The organism is Winogradskyella vidalii (assembly GCF_013403955.1).
Classification (GTDB): Bacteria; Bacteroidota; Bacteroidia; order Flavobacteriales; family Flavobacteriaceae; genus Winogradskyella; species Winogradskyella vidalii.
This window is the reverse complement of record NZ_JABFDG010000007.1, coordinates 22,176-40,131: the sequence shown is the minus strand read 5'-3', so window position 1 is coordinate 40,131 and position 17,956 is coordinate 22,176. Positions and strand designations below refer to the sequence as shown.

The window sequence follows — 17,956 nt, the reverse complement described above, 5'->3', positions numbered from 1 at the left end:
ACTTATTTACACGAAATGTTTCGTTTTCTATCAAAATCATTTCAAAAGTTTAAAGATGTTTCACCCTGAAACATACGTGATATAATTAATACGAAATATAAAAAATATTACTTACGAAATTTCTATATTAGCAATAAACCCCTAGTATAAATGAGAATGCTCCAACTTACGTGTTTAATTTACTTTTTCTCGATATCTATCGGTGCACAAAACGACCCTATTATTTCTTTAACAAGCGTCAGCCCCGAGGGAGGTGTCTCAATTACATCTGTAATGTGCATAAATGAAGATCATTTAGGGTTTATTTGGTTTGGAACTAATAATGGCCTTTTTAAATATGACTCCAATGAAATAAAAAGATATAGCTACTCACAATCAAACCCAAAAAGTTTATCTACAAATAGAATTAATCAAATATTAAGCAATACCAACGGGGATTTACTAATTGCCACAGAAAATGGTATTTGTAAATACAATCCTGTGTCTGATGATTTTACTAGACTGCAAATTAAAACCAATCAAGATTCCAAAATAGGTAATAATATTGACGCATTAATTCAAACTTCAAATGGGGACTATTGGTTTTTAGACGAGAGAGGTGTTGCACAATTAAACGCGAACTTAGATAAAGCTGAGTACATTAGCATTGATAATAATTCGTCTCGCGCTCGGTTGTTATATATGGATGCATCAAATAATATCTGGATCGTTTTTCAAGATGGAAAAGTATATTATAAAACAAAAGACTCAAAGCAATTTCAATTTTTTGCACAAAGTATCTCTGGATATCCAAGATCCGTTTATGCCGATAATAATAAGGTGTGGATTGGTTATGACAATAAAGGGCTAATGTGTTTTGATATCAACGGAACATTATTAAACCATTATAATGAAAAAAACAACTTTATAAGTGACCGCGTAAGAAGCATCATTAAATCAAATAATGGAAACATATGGGTCGCTACTTATAATGGTATTGCTGTATTAAACAACCTTGATATAATTAAAGTAATAAACTCTAAAAACCATCCTAACCTAACACATCAATCCATTTGGTCGCTATATAAAGATACTAATAATATTATTTGGGTCGGTTCTTGGTTAGGTGGTTTAAGTTATCACAGCGAATTTAAGAACTCTGTAACACACATTACACAATCAAATAAAAATAGATCTAGAAGTAATAACATCATCACTGCTTTTGCACCAGACCCAGATAAAGTACATATTTGGATTGGAACTGAAACCGGAAAATTAATTAAATACAACCAACACAAAAACGAAACGAAGGAAGTAGAAGTCTCATATGATGACAAAACAGTAAAGAATATCAAATCCATTGTATTTGACAGTAAAAAACAAATGTGGGTTGGTACGCGTGATGATGGTATTTTATATAGAAAGAAAAATGAAAAAAAATTCACAAAGCTAAACGTCCCTTTTAATATTGGGCTTCAAATCACAACTATGCTTCCAGAAGAAGATGGTATCTGGATTAGTGATTATCAGCAAGGTGTATTTCATTATTCTTTTATAGACCACACTTTTAAACAATACAAACACAATCCTTTAGACGCCAATTCTATATCTAATAATCATATCAGAAAAATAATAAAAGACAGAAAAGGTGACTTATGGTTTGCAACCGAAAAAGGACTTAATTTATTAAAATCGAATACTAAAAAATTTATTAGCTTTTTACATTCTGAAGAAGATGAAAATAGTTTATCAGCTGATTATATTTATTCCATATTTGAAGATTTTGAAGGTCATCTTTGGATAGGCACAAATGGCAGTGGATTAGATAAATTGAATGTCGAAAATTTAAAATTTGAGCATTATACAATTAAAAATAATCTACCAGGAAATGAGGTTTATACTATACTAGACGACATCAATAACAATATATGGTTAGCAACAGACAATGGTATTTGTAAATTTTATCCTAATGAAAATAAGGTATTAACATTTGGTCATATTGAAGGTATCTATAATAACAGCTTCACACCCAATGCAGGACTTTTTTCCGAGAACGGATTAATGTTTTTTGGCGGCTCTAACGGCTTTATTTATTTTCGACCTAATGATATACTTATTCGAAACACGATTAAACCAGATGCCATAATTACAAATTTCTATTTAAGTAATAAAGAAGTTTTGCCTGGACAAGAAAACAAAATTTTAAAATCAAATATTAATAATTCCAAATTAATTAAATTAAAACATAATCAGAATTCTTTTAGTTTTAGACTTGCAGCAAACAACTTCATAGATCCCGATAAAAACCGCTTTAAATACCGTTTATTGGACTTTGATGAAAACTGGGTAGAAACGGATATAAATGGACCTGCAATATATACTAATGTTCCCCCAGGTGACTATATTTTCGAAGTTATGGCTTCTAATAACGATGATATTTGGAATGAAACACCAGCAACATTACAAATTAAAATTTCAAATCCTTTTTGGACGCGCTGGTATGCTTTTGTTATTTATAGTTTATTGTCCTTAGCAATAATAATGTACATAAAAAAAGAAGCTTTAAATCGTCGAAAATTAAAAAATCAGATACAATTAGAAAAAATTAAAAATGAAAGTGAAGAAAGATTACACCAGTTGAAGCTTCAATTTTTCACAAACATAACTCATGAGTTTAGAACTCCATTAACATTAATAATGGGACCCGTTAAAAGATTAATAGCTAGTTATGATAAAAACGACCCTAATTTTAATCAAATAAATCTAATAAAAAATAATTCTGAGCGTCTATTAAGATTAATAAATCAAATTCTAGATTTCCGTAAGCTAGAAGCAGATAAATTAAAATTAGAAATCAATAATCTAGATATCGTCTCTTTTACAAAAGGCATTTTTGATTGCTTTACTGAACATGCAAAATATAGAGGTTTTATCTATAATTTCAAATCTGATATTCGTTCACTTAAAATGAATTTTGATTTAAAAAAACTAGATAAAATAATTTTTAACATTCTTTCAAATGCATTTAAATATTGTCCCGATGGTTCTACAATAGAAATAAAAATAAAATACAATTCTAAAAATAATATTGAATTTGATAATGGCAATGAATATATAATTGGAGACCCTAACATTGAAAATTTTGTTGAAATATCAATATGCGATACTGGAGTTGGCATTTCTAAAGATAATCTTCCAAATATTTTTAAAAGATTTTATCATATGGACAGCAAAGAAGGCCAAGGCTCAGGAATTGGCTTGGATTTAACTAAAGAATATATTAACCTACATAATGCGGGCTTAAAAGTAGTTTCTTCTGAAAATAAAGGTACTGTTTTTAGTATTATTTTACCCTGTGAACAAGGGGAAAGTGATAAAAGCTCAGAGAATTTAGAAGTCTACGATAGTAACTTATCTAAAGTAGAACTAATAGAATTCGAAAAAAAAGTTGAAAAATCTGAATCTTCACATCAAGATTCACTAATACTAATAGTTGAAGACAATATTGAATTATTAAATTATCTAAGTAATGTTTTAGGTGATTATTTTAAAATTTCTAAAGCAAAAAACGGTATTGAAGCTTTAGAACAAATTCATTCTCTTTTCCCAGACATTATTATTTCTGATATAATGATGCCTGAAATGGACGGTATAGAACTTTGCGAAACCATTAAAAAAGATATACGAATTAGCCATATTCCAATTATTTTATTAACGGCTTTAGAAAGCGTTAAAAACAAAATTTCTGGACTTTCTTCTGGTGCAGACGCCTATATATCTAAACCATTTGATGACAAACTTTTGATTACTCAAATTATTAACTTATTAGAATCTAGAAAAAATTTAAGAGAATCATTTATTAGTATAAACGAAATTTGGGAATCAAAAGTTGACCAAATGGATATTGACAAAAAACTGATACTAAAAGCTGTGCAAGTTATTGACTCTAATATTTCTAACATGAATTTTTCAGTAGAAACATTAGCAAGTGAATTAGGTCTAAGCAGAACCACATTGCACAGAAAACTAAAGTCTTTAACAAACCAATCAGCAACAGAATTCATTAGATATGAAAGATTGAAGCATGCTGTAAAACTTTTAAAGAGCGGAAATCATAGAATGAGCGAAATTAGTCATGCTGTTGGATTTAATTCGCATAACTATTTTACTACCTCGTTTAAAAAACAATATGGAATGACCCCTAGTGAGTTTATAAAAAATAACACATATAATAGTTGATTTTTAAAATGATCAAAAAACAATAATTTATTATGATAGAAAATCAATACTTAAATCGGCTACGACAACTGCAATCTAATCTGTTTGCTAATACTAAAGATTAATAAATGAAAGCGCTGAATATGATAATACGTTTAGCTATTAAATAACATCAATTTATATTATTTTATATGTAGCCTACCAAAACATCAAAATGTTGTACCTATGTTGTACCTGAATAAAAAAAGCCTTTGCAGGAAATCCTACAAAGGCTTAGTACTGAAGACGGGACTTGAACCCGTACGTCCTAATGGACATTGGATTTTAAGTCCAACGTGTCTACCAATTCCACCACTTCAGCATTTTAGCTACAGACTGTAACTAAAAATTGGTATATTATATCGAGCGAAAGATGGGATTTGAACCCACGACCTCCACCTTGGCAAGGTGATGCTCTACCCCTGAGCTACTTTCGCAATTTAAATGAACGTTTTTCGCTTTCAAAGCGGGTGCAAATTTATACTTTATTTTGGAATTAAAAAACAATTTTTAAAAAAAAATTAAAAAAATTTAAGCCTGCTTTTTCTTAAGCAACATGCGCTTAATTTCATTGAGTTTCATTAAAGCTTCTACCGGAGTTAAGGTATCAATATCTGTATGTAAAATCTCCTCTTTAATGTCCTCTAAAAGAGGGTCATCTAAATTAAAAAAGCTTAATTGTAAATCATCTTTAAGTCCTTTAACTTTATCTGTGAGTTCTTCACTGGAGTGTGATTTTTCTAATTTGGATAAAATTTTATTCGCACGACGAATTACTTGCTGTGGCATCCCAGCCATTTTTGCTACATGTATACCAAAACTGTGTTCACTGCCGCCTTCAACCAATTTCCGAACAAAAAGCACATTGTCTTTTAATTCTTTTACAGCGACATTGAAATTTTTAATACGACCAAAGGTCTCACTCATTTCATTTAACTCATGGTAATGTGTTGCAAACAGCGTTTTAGGACTAGACGGATGCTCGTGTAAATATTCGCTAATGGCCCAAGCAATAGAGATACCATCGTATGTACTAGTTCCTCTTCCTATTTCATCTAACAACACTAAACTCCGGTCTGAAATATTATTTAGAATAGAAGCGGTTTCATTCATTTCTACCATAAAAGTAGATTCACCCATCGAAATATTATCGCTCGCACCTACTCTAGTAAAAATCTTATCTACTAAACCAATTCTTGCTTTATCAGCAGGCACAAAACTTCCTATTTGCGCTAACAACACAATTAAAGCCGTTTGTCTTAAAATGGCCGACTTACCAGACATGTTAGGCCCCGTAATCATAATAATTTGTTGGGTCTCTCGGTCTAAAAAAACATCGTTAGTTATATAAGGCTCACCGATTGGCAATTGTTTTTCAATAACTGGGTGGCGACCATCTTTAATTTCTAAATCGTAACTATCATCAATTTGTGGGTACACGTATTTATTTGCATTTGCTAAACTTGCAAAACCACATAAACAATCTAACTGCCCAATAAGTTGTGCATTCTGTTGTACCGAAACAATAAACTGATGCATCCACGTCACCAATTCGCTAAACAATTGCTGTTCTATAACTAGAATACGTTCCTCTGCACCTAAAATCTTTGCTTCATATTCTTTTAGCTCTTCGGTGATATAACGCTCTGCATTAACTAAGGTTTGTTTACGAATCCATTCTTCAGGCACCTTATCTTTATGAGAATTACGAACTTCAATATAATAGCCAAATACATTATTAGAGGCTATTTTTAAAGAGGTAATCCCTGTACGATCACTTTCGCGCTTCAACATAGTATCTAAATACGTTTTACCCGATTGCGATAACCCCCTTAATTCGTCTAATTCTTCAGAAAAACCTACAGCAATGGTCTGTCCTTTTAACACATTAACTGGGGCGTCTTCGTTTAAGGTTTCTTTTATTTTTTGGCGCAATAAATCACAACGATGCAGATTATCGCCCAGAACTTTTAAAGCTTCGTTTTCACAAGTTTCAGCTTCGGCTTTTATGGGCACTATAGCATCTAAGGAATTTTTAAGTTGAATAACCTCACGCGGACTAACCTTAGTGGTTGCTATTTTTGAAATAAGGCGTTCAATATCGCCAATATGTTTTATTTGTCCTTGAACCTTTTGTAATACGGTTTCATTTTCTAGTAAATATTTTACAACTTCATGACGCTGCTTTATTTTTTTAGCATGTTTTAAAGGCAAGGCTAACCAACGTTTTAAGGTTCTTCCGCCCATAGCAGAAATCGTTTTATCAATGACATTGATTAAGGTGACCGCATTAGCATTGGTAGAATGGTACAACTCTAAATTTCTAATAGTGAATTTATCCATCCACACATAATCGTCGGTTGCAATTCTAGAAACTGTAGTAATGTGTTCTAATTTATTATGACGTGTTTCCCCTAAATAATGAAGCACCACGCCCGAAGCGATAATACCTTCGTATAAATCCTCTATTCCAAAGCCTTTAAGCGTTTTTGTGTTAAAATGCTTGGTTAAAGTTTCATGCGCATAATCGGCTTGAAATACCCAATCTTCCAAATAAAAGGTATGAAAATCATCTCCAAAAGTATCCAAAAACACTTTTCTGCTTTTCTTAGAAATTAAGACCTCACTTGGATTAAAATTCTGAAGTAATTTATCTACATATTCTGCATTGCCTTGAGAGGTTAAAAATTCTCCGGTTGAAATATCTAAAAATGAAACCCCAATACGTTCCTTTTCAAAATAGACAGCGGCTAAAAAATTATTGGACTTAGAATGTAGAATATCATCATTAAAAGCCACGCCTGGTGTAACTAATTCCGTAACACCACGTTTTACAATGGTTTTGGTTTGCTTTGGGTCTTCTAACTGATCGCAAATCGCCACGCGTTCCCCTGCTCTAACTAACTTAGGCAAATAAGTATTTAAAGAATGATGCGGAAAACCAGCCAATTCTGTTTCGCTCTCACTCCCAGCACCACGTTTGGTTAAGATGATGTCTAGAATTTTAGAAGCTTTAACGGCATCGCTACCAAATGTTTCGTAAAAATCGCCTACACGAAACAATAACAATGCATCCGGATACTTTACCTTGATGGCATTATATTGTTTCATTAATGGGGTTACTTTTTTTGCGGATTTAGCCAATGGTAATCTGGTTTTAAGTTATATTTTTGTCTTGAAAAATTTCAGAATTGCAAGTTTGCTAAATTACTTATATTTTGAGGCTTATTAAAACTGAAAAGTTAGAATTTATTTACAGGTGTTGATAATTGCACTTTTCAGACCTGTCAGGTTTTAGAAACCTGATAAGTCTAAAAAATTAAGAACAGTTGCTATTTTAGACCTACAAGGTTGGCAAAACCTTGCAGGTCTCTTAAACAAAATACCATTTTAGCGGAAACTAAAGATGAGAAAACTAAAAAACGAAGAATTAGACCGATTGGAAGTTTCAGAATTTAAAACGGCTGAAAAATCACCAATCATTATTATACTCGATAATATTAGAAGTTTAAATAACATCGGCTCTGTGTTTAGAACAAGTGATGCTTTTTTAATTGAAAAGATTTATCTCTGTGGTATTACAGCGACTCCTCCACATAACGATATTAGAAAAACTGCCTTAGGAAGTACCGAAACCGTAGATTGGGAATATGCTAAAAACACCTTAGAGGTTATAAAAAAATTAAAGACTGAGCGCGTAAATATCTGTTCGATTGAACAAGCAGAAAATGCAACGATGCTCAACAAATTTTCACCTCAGCCTAATAAAAAATACGCTTTTGTATTTGGCAACGAAGTTAAAGGTGTAGCTCAAGAGGTAGTGGACGCCAGTGATGTAGTGATTGAAATTCCGCAATATGGCACTAAGCATTCCTTAAATATCTCAGTGAGTTGTGGCGTGGTGATTTGGGATGTGTTTTCGAAACTAGATGCTAGAGGTTAACTTGTTGTTTCTCGAGTAAAAATGAAAAACGGAACAAAACTTTTATAAATTTGAGATTCCCAATCGCGCCTCATTTTGGAAACCTAGCGAAGCGGTTCGACGCAGTCAATGACACCAAGGGTGTAATTTCAAAATTATACAAAACGAAGTCTTAAAATGTATGCCATTCCGACACTCTGTGGGACTGAGACTGAGACTATAAATTACAAATTCATCTAAAAAGCAAGCAGAAACAAACATGAAAAATGCATAGAAGAAATAAAATCCCTTGGCCTACTAAAGCTGTTATGGAACAGGTTTACGATAAACATCTTTGGGGCGGAACCGACATGGATTTTTATTCTGGTGAGGGTTCTCACAACACTGACATTACACAACCTTACTTAGAAGCGGTTATCAAATTTCTAAAATCGCACAACAATAATCTAGTGGTTTTAGATTTGGGTTGTGGTGATTTTAATATTGGAAAGCAACTCACCAAATACACTAAGAAATATATTGGGATTGATATTGTTGAAAGTCTTATTGCGCGGAATAAAACCGTATTCAAAGCTGAAAATTTAGAGTTTCATTGTTTAAATATTGCCGAAGATGTATTACCAAAGGCAGATTGTGTACTCATAAGACAAGTATTGCAGCATCTATCAAATGCGGAAATCCTTCAAATCATTGAAAAGATAAAAGATTACAAATACATCATTTTAACAGAACACCTCCCACAAGGTCATTTTGAAGCCAATAAAGACAAAATTGCAAGTCAAGGCATTCGATTAAAACAACAAAGTGGCGTCGACTTATTAAAAGCGCCTTTCAATTTACATGTTAAAGATGTAAAAGTCTTGAATGTGGTTGATCCTAAGGATAAAAAAGGGATTATTGTGACTCAACTTTACGAGATTATCCCTCAGAGATTTACCACGGAGGCACAGAGATTCACAGAGAATTAATCCTAAATTTTAAATTTAATATCAACTAAACTGCGACTGAGACTGTAAACTAACTATTAATCTCATTCAAAAGCCACAAATAATCCTCACGAGATTTCACAAAATCCTTATCCGAAATATCAATAATTTTCACATTCATCTCTTGCTGACTTTTTAGAAATTCGAGATAGCCAGCATTTATTTTTTCAAGGTAATCGTCTTTAATATCTTTTTCATAATTACGTCCTCGTTTTTTAATATTAGCCTGTAACCGTTCGGTATTCTGATACAAATACACATACAAATCGGGTTTAGCAATATCCTTGTATACTTGATAGAATAATTTTCTATACAACCTAAATTCGTCTTCCGGTAAAGTAATCTTAGAAAAAATCAAAGATTTAAACACATCATAATCACTGACCATAAAATCCCTAAACAAATCGAGTTGCGATAAATCGTCTGAAATTTGTTGGTAACGGTCTGCTAAAAAAGACATTTCTAAAGTAAATGCATAACGGTCTGGTTCCTTATAAAATTTTGGCAAAAATGGATTGTCTGCAAAGCGTTCTAAAATTAATTTCGCATTAAAATCTCTAGAAATTTTATTCGCTAGACTTGTTTTTCCCGCGCCAATATTCCCTTCGATAGCAATATAATTATGATTGTGAAAAACATAAGCACTTGTTGGATTTTTGAGACAAACTTCAAGAGCTTCAATTTCAGAATCATCTTCACAACCTAGTCGTAAAGTTTCCATCGATTTATTAAGAATAGGATGCTTAAAATCTATTGCAATATCTGTTAGCGGTTGTAAAACAAATTTGCGTTTATGCAATTCTAAATGAGGTATGGTTAAGTTTTTTTCTTCAATAATTTCATCTTCAAAAAACAAAATGTCCAAATCTATTTCTCGAGATTCATAGGCATTTGAAGTTTTTGGTTTTCGGCCGAGTTCCTTTTCAATTTCCTGAAGAATTTTTAAAACACGTTTCGGTTTCAGTTCTGTTTCTACCGTAATGCAGGCGTTATAAAAATCGTCCCCATTAAATCCTAAAGCTGGTGTTTTATAAACTTTAGAAATCTTTTTTACCACGCCAACACGCTTAAAAACAGCATCAATAGCCAATTGCAAATGCTGCAGTTTCTGACCTTTATTACTTCCTAATGCGATGTGAATGATTTTGGTTGGCTTCATAGAATTTTCAAAATAACTAAAACAATATCTATTATGCTAATGATAACCCCTTCTTGTTGATAAATAAAAAACACCATGTGCAAAACGGCACATTAAAAACATTGTTGCGGATATATTTGGCCACCAATTTGTGACACCTAACGGGACAAATTATTTGAAAACCAACTTTTTTAAGTTTCTATCCTCGCCAGCTTCGCGCTTCATGTTTCGTGCTCCTACCGTCTTCACTCCCGCTTCCCACCTAATATACGCTCCATTCTCACTCAAATTCTTTACCTTTACAGAAAACAAGCCCTATTTACAATTTGATATCCTTAAGAGACAAGCATTTAGCCCAACGCATCTACCTCTTACTCGGTGGACTATTCATTACATCACTTGTCGTTTCTAACCTCATCTTTCAAAAATTCTTTTATTGGCATCCTTTTGAGGTTGAAATATTCGGTTCTAAACTGTTCGAGATTTCAGTAGGTATTTTACCCTATCCTATCACCTTTTTAATCACCGATTTAATTAGTGAGATTTACGGTAAAAAACGCGCTAATGATATTGTGGTTGTCGGTATTTTTGCTTCTTTATTTTCGTTACTAATCATTTATACGGCCTCGAGTGTACCAGCAACAAGCTGGTCTTATGTTAATGACACTCTATTTAACAAAGTCTTTGGCAATACCACAATTGCTGTTTTCGCAAGTATGCTCACTTACTTATTTGCGCAATTTATAGACATTCAAATTTATCATTTTTGGAAACGCGTTACTAAAGGCAAACACTTATGGCTTAGAAACAACTTTTCCACTTGGTTTTCACAGTTTATAGATACGCTAACTATTGTAAGTTTACTTTGTTTTTTTGGGATTATCGATTGGGAAAATTTCGCAGGCTTACTGGTTAGTGGTTTTCTTTTTAAAGTTATCGTAGCCTTATTAGACACCCCTTTTTTATATTTAGGTGTTTATTTATTTCGAAAACGGTTCAATTTAAAAGTAAATGAGGAAATTGATTTACTATAACAATACGGTAAGCCATTTATCAGTATCAAATCATTAAAATCTTCTTAAACTTATTGAAATTAGCAACTTTTATGCAGAAATTTGCGTATATATTAAAAGCGTCTTTAACAAACACCTACAAATAAACTTTATGAAGAAATTTTTGAAAATTATCGGAATTGTATTACTAATATTTATCGTAATTCTTGTAGCGATACCGTTTGTTTTAGAATCTAAAATAGACACCATTGTTCAAAACTATGCAGATGAAAATTTAGAAGCCGAGTTATCGTTTGATGATATCAGCTTGAGTCTTATTAGTAGTTTTCCTAAGGCTGAAGTCAGTATTCAAAATCTAAAAATAACCAACCGCGCCCCTTTTGAAGGCGAAGACTTAGTTACTGCAAAATCTATTTCTTTTGAAATGGGAATGATGCAATTATTAAAAGGTACAGAAGAGCCTTTAGAAATCAATGAAATTATTGCCAACGAACTACTTTTAGTTATAAAAACCAATAAAACAGGTGCTGTAAATTACGATATTGTAAAAGAAAGTGAGACCGCAGTAGAAACATCTACAGAAACAGAAAGCTCAGCTGGTTTTAGTTTTGACATTGACAATTACGAGTTAAATAATAGCGCCTTTACTTATATAGACGACACATCTAACATGTCTTTTTATCTTACAGAAATTAACCATTCAGGAACAGGTATCTTTTCTGGGGGCACTTCTGAATTAGATACGAATACAGAAGCCAATGTGAGTTTCGTTATGGATAGCACATCATATTTAACAAACACAAGTGTTAAATTAGATGCGCTTATCGATTTAGATTTAGACCAACAGAAATACACCTTTAAAGATAATACTGGCTTTATCAATGCATTGCCGTTAGAATTTGACGGTTATGTACAACTGGTTGAAGCCGGACAACAAATAGACATAACGTTTAAAAACCCAGGTGCCACATTTAAAGACTTTTTAGCACTTGTTCCTGAGGCTTACGCCAAAGATGTTGCCGATGTAAGTACCACAGGAAATTTTACCGTTAATGGAATTGTAAAAGGTTTAGTCTCTGAAGAAACGATTCCGACCCTAGACATTAATTTACTTTCAGAAAATGCGTCTTTCAAATTTCCACAACTTCAAAAAAGTGTTAGAAATATAGGAATCGATATTTCTGTAAAAAACACGACAGGAAATGTTGATGACACCTTTGTGAATATTGACAAGTTTAATTTTCAAATTGATGAAGATGTTTTTAAGGCCGAAGCTTCACTTAAAAATCTTACTAAAAACATGTTAGTAGCTGCTAAATTAGATGGCTCACTCAATTTAGCAAATATTACGAAAGCGTATCCTGTGGAATTGGACACGCAGTTAAGTGGTATATTAAAAGCCAATGTAAGCACGTCTTTTGATATGGATGCTATAGACACTAATGCTTACCAACGTATTAAAAGCGTAGGAAACGTATCGTTATCTGATTTTGTATTTTCTTCTGAAGACTTATTAAATCCAATTCAAATAAATAAGGCAGATTTAAGCTTTAAACCAGGAACCGTAAGTTTAAATAGTTTTGATGCCTTAACTGGAAAAAGTGATTTTTCGGCCACAGGAACTATCAATAATTTATTAGGATTTATGTTGAGTGACAAAAACCTTCAGGGTAATTTCAACCTCAACTCTAACACCTTTGCTTTGTCAGATTTTATGTCTGACGACACTGAAACCACAGAAACAGAAACGTCAAACGAAACTACTGGTGGAACAACAGCAACGGCAGAAGCACTTAAAATTCCTGCGTTTTTAGATTGTACTATCACAGCCAATGCCAAAACGGTTATTTATGACAACCTCAACTTAAAAAATGTAAAGGGACAGTTAGTAATTAAAGATCAATCCGCGAGTCTTCAGAATATGACTACGGATATTTTTAACGGGCAATTAGGTCTTACAGGAAATGTTTCAACCAAAGGTGAAAAGCCAACGTTTGATATGAAGCTTGGTATACAAAATTTTGATATTTCACAATCCTTTTCAGAATTAGAAATGCTGAAAGCTTTAGCGCCTATCGCAAAAGTATTACAAGGTAAATTTAATTCTACAATTGATGTCAGTGGGTTATTAGATGATAGTCTTTCACCAGATTTAGCCACGATTTCAGGTAGCGCTTTAGCAAAAATTTTAACAGATGAAGTAGACACCAGTAATAGCCCTTTATTAAATACTTTAGACAGCAAGTTAGATTTTGTGGATTTTGATGGACTTAACCTAAAAGATATCGTAGCTAATTTAAGTTTTGAAAACGGCAATGTTGCTGTACAGCCATTCACTATTAACTACAAAGATATCCCTATTGAAGTTTCGGGTTCTCACAGCTTTACAAATACCATGAATTACAGTGCTGTATTACAAGTACCAGCAAAATATTTAGGTAGTGAAGTTAACCGTTTAATAGGTCAAATTAATGATAGTGAAGTTAACAATCTTACGGTTCCTATAACCGCAAACATTGGAGGCACATTTACAAGTCCTAATGTTCAAACCGATTTAACAAGTGGTGTTACCGACTTAACGAAACAATTAATTGAAATTGAAAAACAAAAATTAATTGGTCAAGGAAAGGATAAAGTCAAGGATTTATTAAGCGGACTTGTAAATGACAATAAAACCCAAACAGACTCTACTTCTACAACAACAAAAGAAGATAGCACAAAGCAAGCAACCAAAGATAAAGTTAAAGAAGGGGTTAGTAATATATTGGGAGGTCTTTTAGGTGGAAAGAAAAATTCTACAAACGACAAAGCACAAGACACTACCCAAACGGACCGTTAATCGCAAAAAATAACCATTTTCAACAAAATTCTGTTAATAATTACCTAATTTTTTGGAATTCTTAATAATTAGTTTACATTGAAGGTTCACTAAATTTTAAATAGGATACATGAGGCAATTAAAAATCACCAAGCAGGTTACCAACAGGGAAGATAAATCTTTAGATAAATATCTACAAGATATAAGTAAGATTCCGTTGATAACAGCAGATGAAGAAGTGGAATTAGCACAACTTATAAAGAAGGGTGATCAAGCTGCACTAGATAAATTAACAACGGCCAACTTAAGGTTTGTTGTATCGGTTGCAAAACAATATCAAAATCAAGGTTTAAAATTACCAGATTTAATTAATGAAGGTAATGCAGGTTTGGTAAAAGCAGCAAAGCGTTTTGATGAAACTAGAGGTTTTAAGTTTATTTCTTATGCAGTATGGTGGATTAGACAAGCTATTTTACAAGCTTTAGCTGAACAGTCTCGTATTGTACGTTTGCCTTTAAATAAAATTGGGACTATTAATAAAATTAATAAAGCCTTTTCGCATTTAGAACAAATTAACCAAAGACCACCTAACGCCGATGAAATTGCTGGCGAATTAGATATAAGCGTTCGTGAGGTTAAGCAATCTATGAAAAATTCTGGTCGTCACCTGTCAATGGATGCACCATTAAAAGACGGCGAAACCTTTAGTCTATATGATGTGGTAAGTTCTGGTGAATCACCAAGACCTGATAAAGATTTAATGCGCGAATCTTTAAATGTTGAAGTAGAGCGTGCTTTAGAAACATTAACGCAAAAAGAAAGCGATGTGATTCGTTTAAATTTTGGCATCGGAGACCAGCCACCAATGACTTTAGAAGAAATTGGAAGCATCTATGACTTAACGCGTGAACGTGTTAGACAAATTAGAGAAAAAGGGATTCGTAGATTAAGACACGCCAGTAAGAGTAAGATTCTAAAAACTTATTTAGGATAGTCAATATTTTTGAGCTTTAATCTAAAAAAGTAAAATCTTTTTTTTAGGAGTTTTAGGCTTAACGTATTAATTATCGCACTTAAATATTACGGAATCGTTTTAAGTTAAAAATAAATACTTAAAAGTTTCAATTAATTTTTTATTTTCAAATAGTTAGAGTATATTTGCCGACCATTTGCAAGAATTAGTTAACAAAAATATATCGATATAATGATTAAAATCGAAATCAAAGAAGGAGAAAATATAGAACGTGCACTTAAGCGTTACAAGCGTAAACACAGAAATGTGCAAATTATGCAAAACCTTAGAGAATCTCGTTATTTCACTAAACCTTCTGTAAAGAGAAGAAGAGAAGTTCAGAAAGCTGAGTACATTCAAGGCTTAAGAGACGCAGAAAACGTATAATTTTCTCATTCATAAAATTAAGACTAAAGAGTAGCAAATTTGCTACTCTTTTTTTGTGCCATAAACTACCTTATTTGGGTTTTTCATTTTATCTTTAAGGGATACTAATTTTACTAAATTATAAGTTATGCCAATTATAAAAACTGTACAGGGAAAACATCCACAAATACCAGAAGATTGCTACGTTGCAGAGAATGCAACTATTGTTGGAGATGTTACTCTAGGGAGTGAATGTAGCGTATGGTTTAATGCCGTAATTAGAGGTGATGTACACTATATTAAAATAGGAAATAAAGTGAATATACAAGATGGTGCTGTTATTCACGCCACTTACCAAAAATCACCAACAACAATAGGAAACAATGTTTCTATAGGGCACAATGCTTTAGTACATGGTTGTACCGTTAAAGACAATGTACTTATTGGTATGGGAAGTATTGTTATGGACGACTGTATTGTTGAAAGCAATAGCATTATCGCTGCAGGAGCAGTGGTTACCAAAAATACAATTGTAGAATCTGGAAGCATCTACGCAGGCGTACCTGCAAAAAAAGTAAAAGATATTAGCAAAGAATTAATTTCGGGTGAGATTGATCGTATTGCTAATAATTATGTAAAGTATTCTAGCTGGCTTAAAGAAGATTAGACAAAAATACTCCTGGTTAATATTTACACGGATTATTGTACATTAGCTTTTAGTCCTTTTATTAAAGCCTCAACAGACGATATCTTATTCAATACCTCAGGTGTTAAAACTGTAGTTAGCTGATACGAATCTCGTCTTAATACCGTAGGGTAATTCAGGTTTACATTTGGAAATTTAGTTTCAAACTCATCTTTGTGATAAAATTCCATTTGAAATTGACTTTGGTTTTTAAAGTTTTTCCATGCTGTATTTTCCTTAAAGATATCATGTGTTATAGCACAAAGACTACATTGATACGTTGAAGGACTAAATAATTTATGCCCTATATCAAATAATCCATTTAACGTCCCGGAGTTGGCGTTATAAACAAATAGTAATGTCATAAGGTCTTAGTAATAGAAATCTAATTAACCTTACTAAAATTCTAAATAAGTTACTTTAAATTTATTGTCTAGTATTGAACTTAAAACCGTAAGATCACTATTTGAAAATAATTGAATTTCTGGGATGGCTATAGAAGAATTAAGTAAACTTTGAGAGGCTAATATAGCTTTTGTCTGATGTGCTACCGCTCTACCAGAATCGATTATTTTAATATGCTTAGGAAGCATTTTAGAAAGCATAGGAATAAGATAAGGATAGTGTGTGCATCCTAAGACTAGGAAATCTATATTCTGTGCTAGCATAGGCTCTAAGTAAGCTTCTAACAGATAACGCATGGCTTCCGAATCTACTTCTCCGGCTTCTATTAATGGCACAATACCTTCTCCAACTTGTTCTACAACTTTAATACCATTAGCATACAAATCTGTAGTTTTGTGAAAAAGTTGACTACTTAAAGTTCCTTTAGTGGCCAAAATACCAATTGCTTTAGTTTGTGTGTTTAATGCTGCTGGCTTTATAGCAGGCTCTATACCTATAAAAGGTATATTATAATTACGCCTTAGGTAATCTATGGCATTGGTTGTTGCCGTATTACAAGCTACTACAATGATTTTACAACCTCTATCAATAAGATGCTCCGTATTCTTTATACTAAGCTCAACAATTTCTTTATGAGACTTGTTTCCATAGGGCGCATATTTACTATCTGCCAAATAAATACAGTTTTCATGCGGTAAAAGTGCGTGAATTTCCTTGAAGATAGATGTTCCTCCAATACCAGAATCAAATATACCTATAGGTTGACTACTCATATTGTATAAAAATAAAAAAGCCGCTTAATAATAAGCGACTTTTTAACTATTATTTTTAACTAGGAATTACATTCCTAATTGTTTTTTTACGTCTGCCATAAGGTCTTTACCTTCTGCTACGATAAGCATACCAGAATCTACTACATACTGAAAACCTTGAGCATTAGCTACCGCTTTGATTGCATTATCAGCTTTTTCAACAATTGGCTTTAAAAGATTAAATTCTTTCTCTTGTAATTGCTTCTGAGCTTGTTGTTGATATTCTCCTAAACTTTGTTTAATTCCTTCAACTTCTTGCATACGCTTCATGTTTTCCTCTTCAGTTTGCGTTGGCTCTTCAGCAGTGTATTGCTTCAACTTTTTATCTAACTCTTTAATTGAATTTTGAATTTCAGTTTCATATGTTTTTCCTAAATTCTCAATTTCTGTTTGAGCTTGAGTATAAGCTGGCATCGCTTTAATTAACTCCTGCTTATTAATATGAGCAATTTTACTTTGAGCAGTTGTAAAACTTGTTGCTCCTATAAAAAGTACTGCTGCAAATAATAATGTTTTTAAATGTTTCATTTTCTTAATTGTATTTGTTTTGTGTGTTATAGATT

13 protein-coding genes and 2 tRNA genes are annotated in these 17,956 nt (G+C 32.5%); 8 read left to right on the top strand and 7 right to left on the bottom strand.

Annotation, left to right across the window (positions count from 1 at the left end):
- The first annotated feature begins 150 nt into the window (after positions 1 to 150).
- Positions 151 to 4,218, top strand: coding sequence for a hybrid sensor histidine kinase/response regulator transcription factor (locus HM982_RS14935; RefSeq protein WP_179354134.1), 4,068 nt, complete (start codon positions 151 to 153; stop codon positions 4,216 to 4,218).
- Between the two features lie 256 nt (positions 4,219 to 4,474).
- Here the strand turns inward: HM982_RS14935 and HM982_RS14930 are convergent.
- From HM982_RS14930 to mutS, 3 genes are all read right to left on the bottom strand, one after another.
- Positions 4,475 to 4,558, bottom strand: a tRNA-Leu gene (locus HM982_RS14930).
- Positions 4,559 to 4,601: 43 nt separating this feature from the next.
- Positions 4,602 to 4,673: transfer RNA gene (locus HM982_RS14925), tRNA-Gly, on the bottom strand.
- A gap of 94 nt (positions 4,674 to 4,767) precedes the next feature.
- Entirely contained in the window at positions 4,768 to 7,380 is a 2,613-nt protein-coding gene (mutS, locus tag HM982_RS14920; RefSeq protein WP_179354133.1) for a DNA mismatch repair protein MutS, read from the bottom strand.
- A 262-nt stretch (positions 7,381 to 7,642) separates the two neighbouring features.
- Between mutS and HM982_RS14915 the strand changes: the two genes are divergently transcribed.
- Both HM982_RS14915 and HM982_RS14910 read left to right on the top strand, forming a co-directional pair.
- Positions 7,643 to 8,179, top strand: a complete 537-nt coding sequence (locus tag HM982_RS14915; RefSeq protein WP_179354131.1) for an RNA methyltransferase — start codon at positions 7,643 to 7,645, stop codon at positions 8,177 to 8,179.
- Positions 8,180 to 8,424: 245 nt separating this feature from the next.
- Entirely contained in the window at positions 8,425 to 9,126 is a 702-nt protein-coding gene (locus HM982_RS14910; RefSeq protein WP_179354129.1) for a methyltransferase domain-containing protein, read from the top strand.
- A gap of 49 nt (positions 9,127 to 9,175) precedes the next feature.
- Here the strand turns inward: HM982_RS14910 and folK are convergent, their stop codons facing one another.
- Positions 9,176 to 10,303, bottom strand: a complete 1,128-nt coding sequence (folK, locus tag HM982_RS14905) for a 2-amino-4-hydroxy-6-hydroxymethyldihydropteridine diphosphokinase (protein WP_179354128.1) — start codon at positions 10,301 to 10,303, stop codon at positions 9,176 to 9,178.
- A gap of 308 nt (positions 10,304 to 10,611) precedes the next feature.
- Between folK and HM982_RS14900 the strand changes: the two genes are divergently transcribed.
- The 5 genes from HM982_RS14900 (at position 10,612) to HM982_RS14880 (ending at position 16,158) form a co-directional block, all read left to right on the top strand.
- A complete protein-coding gene (locus HM982_RS14900) occupies positions 10,612 to 11,316 on the top strand; it encodes a queuosine precursor transporter (RefSeq protein WP_179354312.1) in 705 nt (234 codons plus the stop codon).
- A 130-nt stretch (positions 11,317 to 11,446) separates the two neighbouring features.
- On the top strand, positions 11,447 to 14,134 hold the full coding sequence (locus tag HM982_RS14895) for an AsmA-like C-terminal region-containing protein (protein WP_179354126.1): 2,688 nt from the start codon (positions 11,447 to 11,449) through the stop codon (positions 14,132 to 14,134).
- A gap of 109 nt (positions 14,135 to 14,243) precedes the next feature.
- Positions 14,244 to 15,107, top strand: a complete 864-nt coding sequence (locus HM982_RS14890; protein ID WP_179354124.1) for a sigma-70 family RNA polymerase sigma factor — start codon at positions 14,244 to 14,246, stop codon at positions 15,105 to 15,107.
- A gap of 210 nt (positions 15,108 to 15,317) precedes the next feature.
- A complete protein-coding gene (rpsU, locus tag HM982_RS14885) occupies positions 15,318 to 15,512 on the top strand; it encodes a 30S ribosomal protein S21 (RefSeq protein ID WP_114308482.1) in 195 nt (64 codons plus the stop codon).
- A 127-nt stretch (positions 15,513 to 15,639) separates the two neighbouring features.
- Positions 15,640 to 16,158 (top strand): gamma carbonic anhydrase family protein, encoded by a 519-nt coding sequence (locus HM982_RS14880; protein WP_179354123.1) that lies wholly within the window; start codon positions 15,640 to 15,642, stop codon positions 16,156 to 16,158.
- A 32-nt stretch (positions 16,159 to 16,190) separates the two neighbouring features.
- Here the strand turns inward: HM982_RS14880 and HM982_RS14875 are convergent, their stop codons facing one another.
- The 3 genes from HM982_RS14875 to HM982_RS14865 form a co-directional block, all read right to left on the bottom strand.
- Positions 16,191 to 16,541: a GTPase gene (locus HM982_RS14875; RefSeq protein WP_179354121.1), complete on the bottom strand. Its 351-nt coding sequence runs from the start codon at positions 16,539 to 16,541 to the stop codon at positions 16,191 to 16,193.
- Positions 16,542 to 16,574: 33 nt separating this feature from the next.
- On the bottom strand, positions 16,575 to 17,354 hold the full coding sequence (gene murI / locus HM982_RS14870) for a glutamate racemase (RefSeq protein ID WP_179354119.1): 780 nt from the start codon (positions 17,352 to 17,354) through the stop codon (positions 16,575 to 16,577).
- 66 nt (positions 17,355 to 17,420) lie between these two features.
- Positions 17,421 to 17,921 (bottom strand): OmpH family outer membrane protein, encoded by a 501-nt coding sequence (locus HM982_RS14865; protein ID WP_179354117.1) that lies wholly within the window; start codon positions 17,919 to 17,921, stop codon positions 17,421 to 17,423.
- Positions 17,922 to 17,956: the final 35 nt, after the last annotated feature.

Excerpts from the sequence above, each read along its gene's own strand:
- murI (WP_179354119.1), bottom strand. The coding sequence starts at position 17,354 with ATGAGTAGTCAACCTATAGGTATATTTGATTCTGGTATTGGAGGAACA.
- HM982_RS14895 (WP_179354126.1), top strand. The coding sequence starts at position 11,447 with ATGAAGAAATTTTTGAAAATTATCGGAATTGTATTACTAATATTTATC.
- HM982_RS14865 (WP_179354117.1), bottom strand. The coding sequence starts at position 17,921 with ATGAAACATTTAAAAACATTATTATTTGCAGCAGTACTTTTTATAGGA.
- HM982_RS14890 (WP_179354124.1), top strand. The coding sequence starts at position 14,244 with ATGAGGCAATTAAAAATCACCAAGCAGGTTACCAACAGGGAAGATAAA.
- HM982_RS14875 (WP_179354121.1), bottom strand. The coding sequence starts at position 16,541 with ATGACATTACTATTTGTTTATAACGCCAACTCCGGGACGTTAAATGGA.
- HM982_RS14880 (WP_179354123.1), top strand. The coding sequence starts at position 15,640 with ATGCCAATTATAAAAACTGTACAGGGAAAACATCCACAAATACCAGAA.
- HM982_RS14915 (WP_179354131.1), top strand. The coding sequence starts at position 7,643 with ATGAGAAAACTAAAAAACGAAGAATTAGACCGATTGGAAGTTTCAGAA.
- folK (WP_179354128.1), bottom strand. The coding sequence starts at position 10,303 with ATGAAGCCAACCAAAATCATTCACATCGCATTAGGAAGTAATAAAGGT.
- HM982_RS14910 (WP_179354129.1), top strand. The coding sequence starts at position 8,425 with ATGCATAGAAGAAATAAAATCCCTTGGCCTACTAAAGCTGTTATGGAA.
- rpsU (WP_114308482.1), top strand. The coding sequence starts at position 15,318 with ATGATTAAAATCGAAATCAAAGAAGGAGAAAATATAGAACGTGCACTT.
- HM982_RS14935 (WP_179354134.1), top strand. The coding sequence starts at position 151 with ATGAGAATGCTCCAACTTACGTGTTTAATTTACTTTTTCTCGATATCT.